Consider the following 13,639-nt stretch of genomic DNA (forward strand, 5'->3'; position numbering starts at 1 on the left):
TGATATCCGCGCCGCGGTCAGGCCGGGGGAGGCCCCGAGGACTGGCGGATGATGAGTTCGTGCGCCGTCGTGATGGTCCGGGCCTCATCGCTCGCCGGTCGGAGGATGAGGGAGACCGCGTGCTGACCCATCTCGAACATGGGGATGCGCGCCGTGGTGAGCGCGGGCGCCACGTCCGGCGCGACGGCGATGTCGTCGAAGCCGACCACCGACATCTCCTCCGGCACGCGGATGCCGTGCTGTCGCAGCTCGCTGAGGATGCCGATGGCCATCGCGTCGTTGAGTCCGACGATGGCCGTGAGGCCCCGGTCGAGCAGCTCGCGCGCACCGGCGATGCCGCCCTCGCGCGTGAACGCCTTGGAGACCACGGTGAGCTCGACGCCCGGATCGCTCGTGCCCTCGCGGAGCCCCGCGATGCGGTCGGCGACCGTGTTCAGTTCGGGCGGCCCTGCGACCACGCCGATCCGGCGATGCCCGAGGTCTGCGAGGTGCCGTCCGACGGAGACGCCGGCGCGATGGTTGTCGGGGAGCACCGCATCGACGGGGAGGTGGTGGCGGCCGATCACCGCGACACGTCCTCCCGCGACCGTGAAGTCCAGCAGCGCCTCCGCCATGGGCTGCTCGATCGCGGGGTCGGCGTACCCGGAGCCGGCGATGATGATGGAGCCGATGCGCTGTCGCAGCAGCGACTTCACCTGGGCCAGTTCGCTGTCGGGCGTGCGGTCGGCCTGAGCGATCTGCACGGATCGGTTCTGCTGCGTCGCACTGCGGATCACGCCGCTGGCGATGTCGGAGAAGTAGGGGTCGCCGATCTCGTGCACGACGAGTCCGATCGTGGGCACGAGCCCCCCGGCGAGGCCGCGCGCATGCATGTTGGGCTCGTAGCCGAGTGCCTGGGCGATGCCGCGGACGTGTTCGGCGACCTCGGGTGAGATCCCGGATCCGCCGGACATCGCTCGCGAAGCGCTCGCCAGGGAGACGCCGGCGGCTTCGGCCACATCGATGAGTCGTGGCGCGCCCTCACGCTTCACGAAGCCTCCCCCTGAGGAGCAAGATCGACGCTGATTGCGCTGTAGGTTGCTCTTCGTTCTTCCGTCCCACTATAGTGGCGGAAGCGCTTACGAAAGCGCTTTCGCTACGATGACGTAGGAGACTCGGATGACTGCACCCAGACACGGTCGACGGATCGCTGCCGCGATCGGAACGCTTTCGATCGCCGCGCTCACGGTTTCGGCCTGTTCCGGAACCGGAGACCAGGGCGAAGGGGGTGGCGGCTCCGACGATCCGATCGTCATCGGCATCTCCCTCCCGCTCACCGGCGACTTCTCGGAGCCGGGCAAGGGCGTCGAGCGAGGCTACGAAGCGTGGCGCGACATCGTCAATGAGAACGGCGGCCTCCTCGGTCGCCAGGTCGAGCTCAAGATCCTCGACGACCAGTCGAACGCCGACCGGGTCGTCTCCGACTACGAGTCCCTGATCGCGCAGGACGGCGTCGACCTCGTGTTCGGTCCGTTCTCGACCAGGCTCGTCGTCCCCTCCGCCCGCGTCGCGCAGGAGTACGGCATGCTCTTCGTCGAGCCGGCCGGCGCCGCGGAGGAGGTCTTCGAGCAGGGCTTCGACAACCTCTTCTACGCCGCGCCCGCGATCGCCAACGACCACTACAACAACCTCGCGGACTACCTGCTGGCTCTTCCCGAAGACCAGCGCCCGGAGACCGCAGCCGTCGCCGCCATGGACGACCCCTTCGCCCAGGGCACCGCCTACGGTCTCAGGGACAAGCTCGAGGAGGCCGGCGTCGAGATCCTCGTGGACGAGGTCTACCCGCCCAACACGACCGACTTCTCCACGATCGCCGCGAAGATCGCGCAGTCCGACGCCGACATCGTCATCGGCGGCACGCAGTACCAGGACGCGGTCAACCTCATCATCGCCCTGCAGCAGCTGAACTACCAGCCCGAGCTCGCCGCGTTCTCGACCGCCCCGACCAACCCGGAGTTCGCCGCAGCCATCGGCGGAGCGACGGAGGGCATCCTCGCCCCGACGGGATACTCGCCCAAGTCGCAGTTCCCGAGCAACATCGAATTCGTCGAGAAGTACACCGAGATGCACGGCAACCCGCCGGCGGAGGACGAGGCGAACGCGTACACGACCGGACAGGTCGTCGCCGCAGCCGTCGAGGCCGTCGGATGCGCCGAGCAGGGCGAATGCCAGCAGGAGCTCATCGACTGGCTGCGTGACAACGAGGTCGAGACCGTGGTCGGACCCCTCAGCTGGGACGAGACGGGCAAGCCCACCGGCGCCCACCTCATCCAGCAGTGGATCGACGGCGAGATCCTGATCGTCCTCCCCGAGGACGTGAAGGAAGCCGACTTCCTGTACCCGAAGCCGACGTGGTGATCCGCACGTGAGTGGAGCACTGCTGCTGCAAAGCCTGATCCTCGGCGTCCTGCTGGGAGGGCTCTATGCCCTCCTGGCGGCCGGGCTCACGCTGTACTTCGGAATCATGCGCGTCGTCATGATCGCGCACTCCGCCTTCCTCATCCTGGCGGCGTACCTCGCCTGGTGGTTCAACCGCGAGACGGGGATCGACCCGCTCGTGTCGCTCGTCGTCACGGTGCCGCTGTTCTTCCTCACCGGCGTCGTCATGCAACGTCTGCTGGTGTCGAGGCTCAAGCCGTTGACGCTGACCATGATGTCGGTGCTGCTCACCTTCGCGGTGGCGCTCATCATCGAAGGGGCGCTCGGGTTCTTCTTCTCCGGCACCCAGCGCCGCATCCCGCTGCCGTACGCGAGTGCGAGTCTGGACTTCTTCGGCGCGCAGGTGCCGGTGGTCAAGCTCATCGCCTTCGGCCTCGCCGCGGTCGCGCTCGCCCTGCTGTTCGTGCTGCTCAAGTTCACCAAGTTCGGGCAGGCGCTGCGCGCGACGATCCAGCACCCCGAAGCCGCGCGACTGGTCGGCATCAACACCGACCGCGTCGCCGGCTACGGATTCGGACTCGGACTCGCCACGGCGGCGATCGGCGGCACCGCGCTCTCGCTCGACGCCACGATCTACCCCTCGCTGCACTGGCACTGGATCGGCCCGCTGATGGCGATCATCGTCGTCGGCGGCCTCGGCAGCATCCCCGGAGCAGCCATCGCGGCCCTCGTCCTCGGGGTCGCGCAGAGCCTGCTCCAGCTCCCACTGGGGCCGACGTGGGCGCAGACGGTGTTCTACGTCGCGCTGTTCGCCACGCTCATGTTCCGTCCGCAAGGATTCTTCGGAGGTCGTCTTGCCCAGCGTTTCTAGCAGAGAGCCGATCGCCACCGAGACGGTCGTGGTCGCCCCGCCCGCCCCCGTGCGGCGGAAGTCGAGCAGGTGGGTGGGCCTCGTCCTGCTCGTGGTCGGCGCCGCGCTCGTGCTGTCCTTCCCGCTGATCGCCCCCAACCCGTACATCCTGTCGGCGGGCGTCGTCATCCTCAACTACGCCGTGCTGTCGACGGGGTGGAACTTCATGGGCGGCTTCACGGGATACATCTCCCTCGGGCATGCCGCCTACTTCGGCCTCGGCGCCTACGGCACGGGACTTCTCATCAAGTACCTGGATCTGCCGGGATTCGTCGCCTGGATCCTCGCGGCGGTGCTCGTCTCGATCATCGCGATCCCGATCGGCATCGCCGCCCTCCGGGTGCGCGGCGCCTCGTTCGTGATCGTGTCGATCGCCTTCGTCCTCATCATGCTGCTGGTGTTCCAGAGCTGGCGCGAGGTCACCGGCGGCTCCGAGGGGCTCAACGTCCCGCGTCCGTTCGACGTGCTGCGACCCGAGCACCACCGCATCTTCTACTACCTGTTCGCCGGCCTGCTGGCCTTCGCGCTCGTCGTGTGGTGGATCATCGACCGGTCCAAGTTCGGCACCGCGCTCAAGTCGGTCCGCGAAGACGAGGACAAGGCGCAGGCCCTCGGCGTCCCCACCACGCGGTACAAGCTGATCGCCTACGTCCTGTCGGCGCTGTTCGTGTCGCTCGGCGGCGGTCTCTACGCGCTGTGGTTCGGCGACCTCGACCCCATCTTCCAGTTCTCGATCCTCATCGGCTCGTACATGGTGCTGATGGCCCTGCTCGGCGGAGTGCGCAACCTCTTCGGCCCGCTGCTCGGAGCCGTCGTCGTCGGCATCGCGCTCGAGTACTTCAAGCTCGAGTTCGGCGACACGCAGTTCCACCTCATCGCCACCGGCATCCTGCTCGGCATCGTCGTGCTCTTCATGCCCGACGGGATCATCCCCGCCGTGAAGGGACTGTTCACCCGGTCGTCGAACGCCGCGTCGATCCGCGAGGTCACCGCCGGCGAGCTGCTCGAGCAGAACAGGGCCCGAACAGCGGATGCCTCGACGAAGGAGACGTCGTCATGAACGCCCCAACGGCACAGTCCACCCGCACGCTCGAGAGCCTGAGCACGGTCGAGATGACCAAGTCCTTCGGCGGCGTCACCGCCGTCGACGGGGCGACGGTCACCTTCCAGGAGGGCAAGGTCAACGGCCTGATCGGGCCGAACGGCTCGGGCAAGACCACCTTCTTCAACTGCGTGACCGGCATGATCAAGCCCGACTCGGGCGAGGTCCGCTACCGGGGGCAGGCGATCACCCGCAAGTCGCCCGACCGCATCGCCCGCGCCGGCATCGGCCGCAGCTTCCAGCTCTGCCGGGTCTTCCCGCGCATGACCGTGATGGAGAACCTGCTCGTGGCGGTGCGCAGCACGAGCATTCGCCAGCAGCTGCGCTCGGCACACGATCCGGACGAATTGGAGCGGGCGCGCGGCTGGCTGCGACGCGTCGGCATCGATCACCTCGAGCACGCCGAGGCGCGCAACCTCAGCTACGGCCAGCAGAAGCTGCTGGAGCTGGCGGGCGTGCTCATGGGCGAGCCCGACACGATCATGCTCGACGAGCCGGCCGGTGGGGTGAACCCCGCCCTGATCGGACGCATCGCCACCCTCGTGCGCGAGCTCAACGAGGAGGGCAAGACGTTCATCATCGTCGAGCACAACATGGAGATGGTCATGAGTCTGTGCGACCACGTCGTGGTGTTCGACCGCGGGCGTCAGATCGCCGAGGGAACCCCCGAGATCATCCAGCAAGACCCTCGAGTCCTGGAGGCCTACCTTGGAGTCTGAAGCGAAGAACCTGCTGGAGCTGCGCGACATCGAAGCCGGCTACGGCCGTGCGGCCCTCGTGCTCCGCGGACTCACCGTCGAGGTGCCGCCAGGATCGGTGGTCTGCCTCGTCGGACCCAACGGTGCCGGCAAGTCGACAGTGCTCAAGGTGGCCAGCGGCATGCTCAAGCCCCGGTCGGGGAGCATCCGCGTCGACGGCCGCGACATCACCGGGGAGGGACCGCAGTCGATGCTGCGTCACGGACTCGCGCACGTGCTGCAGGGGCACAGCGTGTTCCGGGAGATGACGGTCGGCGAGAACGTGATGCTCGGCGCCTTCACCCTCAAGGATCAGAAGGTCATCCAGGAGCGGGTCGAGTTCGTCCAGAACCTCTTCCCGATCGTGGGGGAGCGGTGGAAGCAGCTCGCGGGGCTCCTCTCGGGCGGACAGCAGAAGCAGGTGGAGTTCGCGCGGTCGCTCATGGTGAGCCCCAAGGTCGTGCTCCTCGATGAGCCGTCGATGGGCCTCGACCCCAAGACCACCGAGAAGGTGTTCGAGCAGATCGTGCGCATGCGCGATGCGGGAACCGCCGTGCTGCTCGTGGAGCAGAACGCGCGGCGGGCGCTCGAGACCGCCGATATCGGCTGCGTGCTCGACCTCGGGCGCGTGCACATCTCGGGTCCGGCATCCGAGCTGCTCGCGGATCCGACCCTCGCCGCGCTGTATCTCGGCGGCAAGCCGGCCGTTCCCGACGCGGGATGAACCAGGGCGGGGGGAGGCGATGGATGCCTCCTCCCGCCTTTCTCGTCCGTTCGGCGGAAGCGCTTGCGAAAGCGTTTACGCCCTGAGTTGCAAGACCGCAGGACCCTTCCCCGCTGCAGTGCCGCCCCGGGGAAGGAGCACGGCCCATCGGCACGACACCGCACGACGATGACGTTGAGAGGTTTCCGATGCACGAACGAACCATGCGACCAGCGAGCGCGAGCATCCGATCGGCCGCCCCACCACCTCGATCCTCCGGTCTGCGACGCGCGGCGGCCGTGGTCGCGGCCGCGACCGTCGTCGGTGCCCTGCTCACCGCAGCCCCCGCGGCTGCAGCCGAGCCGTTCACCGAGCTGATCGACTTCGAGGCGTACCAGCGCGTCGCGTTGAACGGGCAGGACGGATGGACGTCTTCCGCCGCTCCGCGGGTGATCGCCGACCCGTTGAACGGCAACAACCAGGTCGTCGAGTCCGTCGGTGGCGGGCAGCAGTCGTATCGCGCGATCCCGGCGATCGCCGAGGGCACCACCGGAACGCTCTTCTTCCGGTTCCTGCGCACCGGCAGCGTCGACACGTCGTTCGGCCTCACCGACGTGGATGCGCCGAACGACTACGTGAACAGTCGTGCCTATGTGAACAACCAGAACGACGACGTGCTGCGCGTGCGCGACGGGGGAGCGTTCAAGCCCGCCGGCGTGTGGTCGAAGGACGCCTGGCAGTGCGTGTGGATCGTCGCCGACAACGCGGCAGACAAGGTCACCGTGTACAGCCAGGGTGGCGCGTACGAGGAGCGGACCCGACTCCCGGAGGGGACCGAGCAGCAGTTCGGCTTCCGCCAGGCGGTGAACGGCGCACTCGACCGGTTCTTCTGGAAGAACGGCGCCACGAGCACCGGTCGTCTGCTGCTCGACGACGTCGCCGTCGACACCACGGGGGAGAACCTCGCGATCGCGACGGGCAACCCCGGCGACTGCGCCCCCGGCGGCACGGCGAACGAGCCGCTGCTCAACCCGCTCCCCGATCCCGCGCTCGCCGACCTCGGCATCGAGGTGACCGAGCTCGCGCAACTGCCGAAGTCGCAGACGACCCCGGCCACGCAGGATCAGCGGCTGGTGCGGCACAACCGCATCACGCACCTCGACGAGGTGCCTGATGACTCCGGTCGGCTGATGGTGCCCGACAACAACGACATCCTGTACCTGGTCGACAAGGAGTCGGGCGAGTACGTGCCGTACCTCAACGTGCGGAACGAGTTCATCGACAACTTCCACAACAGTGCAGGTCTGGGCACGGGTCTCGGCTCCGCGGAATTCCACCCCGACTTCGCCGAGAACGGTCTGTTCTACACCGTTCACACCGAGGGCGGCACGGCGCTGACGGAGGACACCCCCGACTTCCCGGCGTTCGGCACCACCGCGTTCCACAGCGTGATCACCGAGTGGAAGGCGAGCGACCCGTCGGCGGAGACCTTCTCCGGCACGCACCGGGAGGTCATGCGCATCCCGTTCGCCGGTCGCGTGCACACCGTGCAGCAGATCGCGTTCAACCCCACCGTCGAAGAAGGCGACGCCGACTACGGCAACCTCTACATCCTCGTCGGAGACGGCGGCAACGGCGTCGGCAACGGCAACCCGCAGGACCTCGCCACACCGCAGGGCAAGATCCTGCGCGTGAACCCCACGGGCGACGACAGCGAGAACGGCGAATACGGCGTGCCGGCGGACAACCCGTTCGTCGACGACGCCGATGCGCTGCCCGAGATCTACGCGGTCGGCATGCGCGATCCGCACCGCATCAGCTGGGATACCGAGGGCGACCACACCATGTACCTCGCCCACATCGGCGAATGGCAGGTCGAGTCGGTGTACGCCGTCGAGCCGGGCGACAACTTCGGCTGGTCGGTGCGCGAGGGTTCGTTCCTGGCCGACAACCGGCAGATCTTCCCGCTTCCGGAGGACGATGCCGAGAACGGGTTCACCTATCCGGTGGCCGCCTACGATCACAACCGCGACCCCGGTCAGACCGGTGACGCCGGAGTGGCCGTGAACGGCGGATTCGTCTACCGCGGCGACATCCCCGAACTCCAGGGGCGGTACCTCTTCACGGACCTGGTGCGCGGTTGGGTGCTGTCCACGGATGCCGAGGAGATGGTGCGCAACGACGGCGACATCGACGACCTCGCCACGATCGAGGAGCTGCGGGTCTTCGCCGACGGCGAGGAGACCACGTTCCAGGAGCTGGTCGGTGACAAGCGCGTCGACCTGCGATTCGGCTCCGACGCCGACGGCGAGCTCTACCTCGTCTCCAAGGCGAACGGCAAGATCTGGAAGGTGACAGGCGCGCGGGAGGTCGATGAGCCGAGCAACCCGTTCGTCCTTCCGGCGCTCGCTCCGAACGTCGTCACGCACCACGACTTCGATCACCCGGATGCCGCGAAGCCGACCGTCGAGGTCGACCAGGGGCGCTCCGGCACCGACATCTCGCTGATCAACGGCGGGGTGGAGATGCGCGTGGCCGACCGCGCCTACCCCGGTGCGGGAGAGGCACTGCAGACCCAGCAGATGAGTCCGCGGACGGCATCGAACGACGACTGGAAGGCCGGCATCTACGACGCGGACGGCGTCGATTCGCTCGACGCGTTCGCGGGCACCGACAAGGCATCGGTCATGGGCTGGTTCAAGCCGACCGGCGATCACCCCGCTCCGAACTCGGGCACGGCGAACCCCGACGACGTGTACAACGCGATCGGTCTCGCCGGCGTGCTCACCGGCACCTCCGACGGACACGCGGTGCGGGCGCTGCTCGAGGTGATCACGGTCGACGGCGAACTCAAGCTCGTCGCCCTCGGCCGCCGCGTCGACGGTGCCGGCTCCTGGACGTTCGCCGCCGACCTGCCGTGGAACGAGATCCTCAAGAAGGGGCAGTGGGTCCATCTCGCGGCGACCTTCGACTTCGCGGCGGGCGAGATGAAGCTGTTCATGAACGGCGAGGAGCTCGCGGGGAAGTACACCGCGGCCAATCCGTGGGGTTCGGGATCCACATCCGACACCGCACCGGCCGGGATCAAGATCGGTGGCAGCTTCCCGCAGAACACGCGCGAGGCCAACCCGTTCAACGGTCGGATGGACGACATCATGCTGCTCGACACCGTCCCGACGGCCGAACAGATCGCCGCGCAATACGCGCTGTACGCCGTGCCGCCCGTCGAGCCGCCGACCCCACCGACCTGCACACCGGACGGGGTCGTCCTCTCGGACGTCATGTCGGAGGAGGACTGGGCGCCGCGGACACCCGCGAAGTGGGACTTCCCCGGCGACCAGATCGTGCTCACCGAGGCGGGTACCAACCCGAACGACGGGATCCGCCGTCCGTTCGAGTACGCGGTCCTCACCGAGGGGCCGGAGCTCGGATCGTTCGATCTCACCGGAGAGGTGCGGCTGGACGAGAAGGCGTCGGTCAACAACCGCGATGTGATCATCGTGTTCGGCTGGAAGTCGGACACGGAGTACTACTACGCGCACCTCTCGCAGGACAACTCGATCTACCCGCACAACGGCATCTTCAAGGTGAACAAGGCCGACCGCGAGCGGATCGACGACCAGTGGGACGGGACCGTGGGCGCGCCGCCGGCCGTCACCGACGAGGAGTGGCACGACGTGCGCCTGGTGCGGTGCGCCGACAGCGGCGACATCGCCGTCTACGTCGACGGGCTCGACACCCCCCTGATGACCGCGAACGACAAGACGTTCCCCGAGGGTCGGGTGGGCTTCGGCTCGTTCGACAACTTCGGACGCCTCCGCGACCTCACCGTCACGGCGGCGAAGACCGACACCACGGCACCCGTGGCGACGGTCACGAGCGGCGCGGAGTTCACGGTCGGTCGCGACGGCGTCTACAGCCGGGTGTCGTTCAAGCTCCAGGACGAGGGGAAGATCGATCGGCTGACGCTCAACGGGGTCGAGAAGGATCTGACCGACGATGTCTGGTCCGACCTGAACCACGTGAAGCCCGACGTGTTCGGCGCCGTGGCCGGGAAGAACACCCTGGTCGTGTACGACGTGGCCGGCAACGCCACCACCGTGACCTTCACGCTCGACGTGACGGCGCCGACTGTCACGGTCAAGACGGGAGCGCAGTTCACGGTCGGCGCGGACGGGACCTACAGCCTCGTCTCGTACAAGCTGAACGACGCCGGCAAGATCGATCGCCTCACGCTGAACGGTGTGACGAAGGATCTGACCGACAACGTCTGGTCCGACCTCAACTTCGTGAAGCCGGGAGCCTTCGGTGCCAAGGCCGGGACGAACACGCTGGTCGTGTACGACGTGGCGGGCAACGCCACGACGGTCGCGTTCACGCTGGTGTCCGCGGGCGGATAGCGGCTCGGCAGGTCCACGGGCAGGAGGCGGATTCCGCCTCCTGCCCGCGGCGTGTGCGCCGAGCCCGACCGCGTGTGCTCAGGCGCGGTTCCAGGGCGGGGTCGGGAACTCGCTCGGCGGCTCCGGCCACCCGATCGCGAGCGCACACGCCGTCACGACCGCCGCGACGCTGACGACGGTCAGCACGACCGACGCGATGCGCATCCCACGGGTCGCCGGGTAGGCACCGCCTCGCAGCACCGCGAAGGAGGCGCCGAGCAGCCCGAGCCACACCACCAGGCCGAAGATCCCGAACGCGACGCCGATCCCGCTCTCGTCGTCCCAGTAGCTCCTCTCGATGAAGCCGCCCGCCCAGCCGAGTCCGGCGAGGCTGAACCAGCCGGCGCCGATCACGCCGCTCACGGTCGCGACGAGCCAGAGGAGGATGCCGCTGAAGACACGCATGAAGGGGACACTACAGGTCGGGCCTGCGCCCAGGGCGGCCAGGCTCGCCCCAGCAACCCCGGCTACCCTCGGGGCATGCGCCGAATCGTCGTCCTCCCCCTCGTCCTCGCTGTCGGCCTTCTCGCGGGATGCTCGCAGGTGACGCAGTTGGCGGGCGACGCCATGGGCATCGATGTCGCGGCGACGTGCACGACCATCGACGACGCCTACGGGCGGTACCAGTCGCTGCTGGATCAGGGCGAGGTCTCGGCGGAACAGGCCGACGCCGCGCGGGATGACCTCGTCGCGTCGCTCGACGGCCTCGCGGAGAACGTCGACGGCCGGCTGGGCGATCTCATCCGCTCGGGCGCCGCGACGATCGGCGGCATGACCGACCTGCAGGCGCCCGAGACCATCGAGGCCATCGAGCAGCTCAAGGACTCGACCGCGGCGTTCTGCGGCTGAGCGGAGGCGACGGCAGCGCGAGTGCCTCTGCGACCGCTGCGGCGACGATCGCACTCGACCGGGCGTCGAGGTGGATGCCGTCGGGGTGACTCGCGACCGATGCCTTGGTGATCTCGAAGACGTCGATGAGGCCGATGTCGCGTGCGCGCGCCACTCGTCGAACGAGGGGGACGACCTCCGCTTCGATGGTCCGCGCGGAGACGCCGCGACGGTTCTCGAACGCGACGGGAGGCGTCAGCAGGTGGACGGTCGCTCCCGCGGCACGGTAGCGCTCGACGAACGCGACGAGCTCGGACTCGAAGCGCGCCGCGTTCCAGTTCTCGCCGCGGGCGTCGTTCGAGCCGAGCATGATGAGCACGATGTCCGCCCCGACCCGAACCGAAGCCTCGGCGGACGGCGTCGCGTCGTAGGGCCAGTCCCCGTCGTGCTGGAGTGTCCGCCGGTTCACGCCGTAGTTCAGCACCTGGTACCGTTCGCCGAGGAGCTGCTGCAGACGTCCGGGATACGAGCGACGTGCGCGGCCCCGGAACAGCACGCCCGCACCGTAGGTGTTGCTGTCGCCGACGGCCGCCACGTGGATCCGGTCCTGCCGAACACGGGGGACCGGCGGATACATGATGCGCCGGTACGTCAGGGCGACCGTGCCGGTCATGGCCAGCAGTGCGGTCGCGCCGATGGCGAGTGCGCAGAGGCCTCCTCGATACCGCGACCCGGAGCTCACGCGACCGCTCCCGCGGATCCTCCCCGGTGCGGGGGCTCGACCCCGTCGCGTCGCGCTGCGCCGTCGTCCTCCAGCATCGAGGCCGCCAGGCGCCTGGCCACGTGGAACGGCTGGGCGAAGGTTTCCATGCCGACCGTGACGATCGCGCCCTCGTACAGCAGCATCATCGCCTGCGCGGTGAGTACGGCATCCGCGCAGCCCGCTTCGCGGCACAGCGTCGTGAAGAGGTCGAGGAGCCAGGCCTTCTGGCGGGCCACCTCGGGGAAGACGGGGTGTCCGTCGTGCCCGTCGCCGATCTCGGCGCGCGCATTGATCGCGCTGCACCCTTTCGGGCTGTTCTCTTCCGACCACGTGATCGCCGCATCGAAGACGGCGAGTACCCGATCCGTTCCGGATTCGGGCACGCGGGAGAGGTGGTCGACGAGGTGAGTCCGCCAGCGCGCGTCGCGGTGCTGCAGGTACGAGACGACCAGCGCTTCTTTGGAGCCGAAGCGGTCGTACAGCGTCTTCTTGGTGACGCCGGCCGCGTCGGCGATGGTGTCGACCCCCACCGCGTGGATGCCGCGCTCGTAGAAGAGCCGCGACGCGGCGTCGAGCACCCGGGAGGCGCCAGGGGTGAGGGGGGCGAGTTCGGGGACGGGGACGGCCATGACAACGAGTATACCAACCTGTATAGTAATCGAGATGAGTAAACAGGTCAGTATACTTCGGGTCGGCGTCACCGTGGCGGCATCCGCAGCGTTCGTGGTGAGTTGGAGCTCCGGCTTCCTCGTGCCCGCGATCGCCCCGTCCGAGATCTCGCCGCTGGCGCTCCTCGTCTGGCGCTTCGTCCCGCTCGCCGCGATCCTGCTCGTCGTCGTCGGGCTCACCGGCGCGGCGCGCGGCATCACGAGGGCGGACGTGCGGCGCCAGGCGCTCATCGGGCTGTTCGCCCAGTTCGGCTACTGCACCGCGGTGTACGCCGCGATCGCCTCGGGGGTCGCGACCGGTACGACCGCCCTGATCGATGCCGTCCAGCCGCTCGTCGTCGCCGTCCTCGTCGGCCCGCTGCTCGGCCTGCGCGTGCGCGCGGCGCAGTGGGCGGGGCTCCTGACGGGTGCGGTCGGCGTCGTGCTCGTCGTCCGCTCCCAGCTCGAAGACTCCGGCACGCATCCGGCCGCGTATCTCTGGCCCGCCGCTGCCATGGCCTGTCTGATCGTCGCGACCTTCCTGCAGCGGCGGTCCGCTCCGCGCACGGGAACGCTCGTCACGTTGACGATCCACGTGACGGCGACCGCGGTGGCGCTCGTCCCGATCGCCGTGCTGACCGGCGACATCGTGCCGCCGGCCTCCGGGCCCTTCTGGCTCGCCGCCGGATTCGCCGCGGCGTTCCCGACGCTCGCGGCGTACGGCCTCTACTGGTGGCTGCTGCGCCGGGTCGGGATCGCGGCGCTGAACGCCCTGCTCTTCCTGATCGCGCCCACGACCGCGGCGGCGGGCGCCCTCCTCCTCGGCGAGCCCCTCACCCCGGTGACCGTCCTCGGATTCGGGTTGTGCGCAGCCGGTGTGGCTGCCGTGCTCGTGAGCGAGGCGCGGGGGCGGGACGACGCCGACCGCGGTGCTACGATGGCGGCGGAATCTGCGAGGAAGTGACGCCCCTCCGCCCTCGGGCAGGCAGTTCCCGCGCGTCCGGCGGATCGACGAGAGGCCGATGAGCGATCGGCGAAGGTGTGGTGGCACCGCGATCTAGCCCCCGCCCGCACCTCCAGGGCTTTCGCCAC

General features: G+C 68.7%; 12 protein-coding genes. 8 read left to right on the forward strand and 4 right to left on the reverse strand.

Features of this window, described 5'->3' with window-relative positions:
• Positions 1 to 17: 17 nt before the first annotated feature.
• Positions 18 to 1,031: a LacI family DNA-binding transcriptional regulator gene (locus AB0E56_RS06790; RefSeq protein ID WP_359797678.1), complete on the reverse strand. Its 1,014-nt coding sequence runs from the start codon at positions 1,029 to 1,031 to the stop codon at positions 18 to 20.
• Positions 1,032 to 1,158: 127 nt separating this feature from the next.
• On the opposite strand from AB0E56_RS06790, the gene AB0E56_RS06795 reads away from it, so the two are divergent.
• The 6 genes from AB0E56_RS06795 (at position 1,159) to AB0E56_RS06820 (ending at position 10,270) form a co-directional block, all read left to right on the forward strand.
• A complete protein-coding gene (locus tag AB0E56_RS06795) occupies positions 1,159 to 2,397 on the forward strand; it encodes an amino acid ABC transporter substrate-binding protein (protein WP_359797680.1) in 1,239 nt (412 codons plus the stop codon).
• Between the two features lie 7 nt (positions 2,398 to 2,404).
• On the forward strand, positions 2,405 to 3,289 hold the full coding sequence (locus AB0E56_RS06800) for a branched-chain amino acid ABC transporter permease (RefSeq protein ID WP_359797682.1): 885 nt from the start codon (positions 2,405 to 2,407) through the stop codon (positions 3,287 to 3,289).
• A complete protein-coding gene (locus AB0E56_RS06805) occupies positions 3,273 to 4,388 on the forward strand; it encodes a branched-chain amino acid ABC transporter permease (RefSeq protein ID WP_244632132.1) in 1,116 nt (371 codons plus the stop codon). The genes AB0E56_RS06800 and AB0E56_RS06805 overlap by 17 nt, the downstream gene beginning before the upstream one ends.
• Positions 4,385 to 5,149 (forward strand): ABC transporter ATP-binding protein, encoded by a 765-nt coding sequence (locus AB0E56_RS06810; RefSeq protein WP_183150888.1) that lies wholly within the window; start codon positions 4,385 to 4,387, stop codon positions 5,147 to 5,149. Before AB0E56_RS06805 ends, AB0E56_RS06810 begins: the two co-directional genes overlap by 4 nt.
• Positions 5,139 to 5,891 (forward strand): ABC transporter ATP-binding protein, encoded by a 753-nt coding sequence (locus tag AB0E56_RS06815; RefSeq protein WP_183150887.1) that lies wholly within the window; start codon positions 5,139 to 5,141, stop codon positions 5,889 to 5,891. Before AB0E56_RS06810 ends, AB0E56_RS06815 begins: the two co-directional genes overlap by 11 nt.
• Before the next feature lie 188 nt (positions 5,892 to 6,079).
• Complete coding sequence (locus AB0E56_RS06820; RefSeq protein ID WP_359797685.1) at positions 6,080 to 10,270, forward strand: PQQ-dependent sugar dehydrogenase; 4,191 nt, start codon at positions 6,080 to 6,082, stop codon at positions 10,268 to 10,270.
• 78 nt (positions 10,271 to 10,348) lie between these two features.
• Here AB0E56_RS06820 and AB0E56_RS06825 read toward each other — a convergent pair whose 3' ends face one another.
• Positions 10,349 to 10,714: a hypothetical protein gene (locus AB0E56_RS06825; protein ID WP_359797687.1), complete on the reverse strand. Its 366-nt coding sequence runs from the start codon at positions 10,712 to 10,714 to the stop codon at positions 10,349 to 10,351.
• Positions 10,715 to 10,789: 75 nt separating this feature from the next.
• Between AB0E56_RS06825 and AB0E56_RS06830 the strand changes: the two genes are divergently transcribed.
• Positions 10,790 to 11,158 (forward strand): hypothetical protein, encoded by a 369-nt coding sequence (locus AB0E56_RS06830; RefSeq protein ID WP_359797688.1) that lies wholly within the window; start codon positions 10,790 to 10,792, stop codon positions 11,156 to 11,158.
• Here the strand turns inward: AB0E56_RS06830 and AB0E56_RS06835 are convergent.
• A complete protein-coding gene (locus tag AB0E56_RS06835; protein ID WP_359797690.1) occupies positions 11,127 to 11,879 on the reverse strand; it encodes a GDSL-type esterase/lipase family protein in 753 nt (250 codons plus the stop codon). The genes AB0E56_RS06830 and AB0E56_RS06835 overlap by 32 nt on opposite strands.
• Complete coding sequence (locus AB0E56_RS06840) at positions 11,876 to 12,529, reverse strand: helix-turn-helix domain-containing protein (RefSeq protein ID WP_359797692.1); 654 nt, start codon at positions 12,527 to 12,529, stop codon at positions 11,876 to 11,878. The genes AB0E56_RS06835 and AB0E56_RS06840 overlap by 4 nt, the downstream gene beginning before the upstream one ends.
• A gap of 34 nt (positions 12,530 to 12,563) precedes the next feature.
• On the opposite strand from AB0E56_RS06840, the gene AB0E56_RS06845 reads away from it, so the two are divergent.
• Positions 12,564 to 13,511 (forward strand): DMT family transporter, encoded by a 948-nt coding sequence (locus AB0E56_RS06845; RefSeq protein WP_359797693.1) that lies wholly within the window; start codon positions 12,564 to 12,566, stop codon positions 13,509 to 13,511.
• Positions 13,512 to 13,639: the final 128 nt, after the last annotated feature.

Origin of the sequence: Microbacterium sp. NPDC028030 (assembly GCF_040637855.1) — a bacterium.
Classification (GTDB): Bacteria; Actinomycetota; Actinomycetes; order Actinomycetales; family Microbacteriaceae; genus Microbacterium.

What these genes read in the sequence shown, in the direction of transcription:
- AB0E56_RS06795 (WP_359797680.1), top strand. Translation starts at nt 1,159, where the DNA reads ATGACTGCACCCAGACACGGTCGACGGATCGCTGCCGCGATCGGAACG.
- AB0E56_RS06810 (WP_183150888.1), top strand. Translation starts at nt 4,385, where the DNA reads ATGAACGCCCCAACGGCACAGTCCACCCGCACGCTCGAGAGCCTGAGC.
- AB0E56_RS06820 (WP_359797685.1), top strand. Translation starts at nt 6,080, where the DNA reads ATGCACGAACGAACCATGCGACCAGCGAGCGCGAGCATCCGATCGGCC.
- AB0E56_RS06825 (WP_359797687.1), bottom strand. Translation starts at nt 10,714, where the DNA reads ATGCGTGTCTTCAGCGGCATCCTCCTCTGGCTCGTCGCGACCGTGAGC.
- AB0E56_RS06830 (WP_359797688.1), top strand. Translation starts at nt 10,790, where the DNA reads ATGCGCCGAATCGTCGTCCTCCCCCTCGTCCTCGCTGTCGGCCTTCTC.
- AB0E56_RS06840 (WP_359797692.1), bottom strand. Translation starts at nt 12,529, where the DNA reads ATGGCCGTCCCCGTCCCCGAACTCGCCCCCCTCACCCCTGGCGCCTCC.
- AB0E56_RS06845 (WP_359797693.1), top strand. Translation starts at nt 12,564, where the DNA reads ATGAGTAAACAGGTCAGTATACTTCGGGTCGGCGTCACCGTGGCGGCA.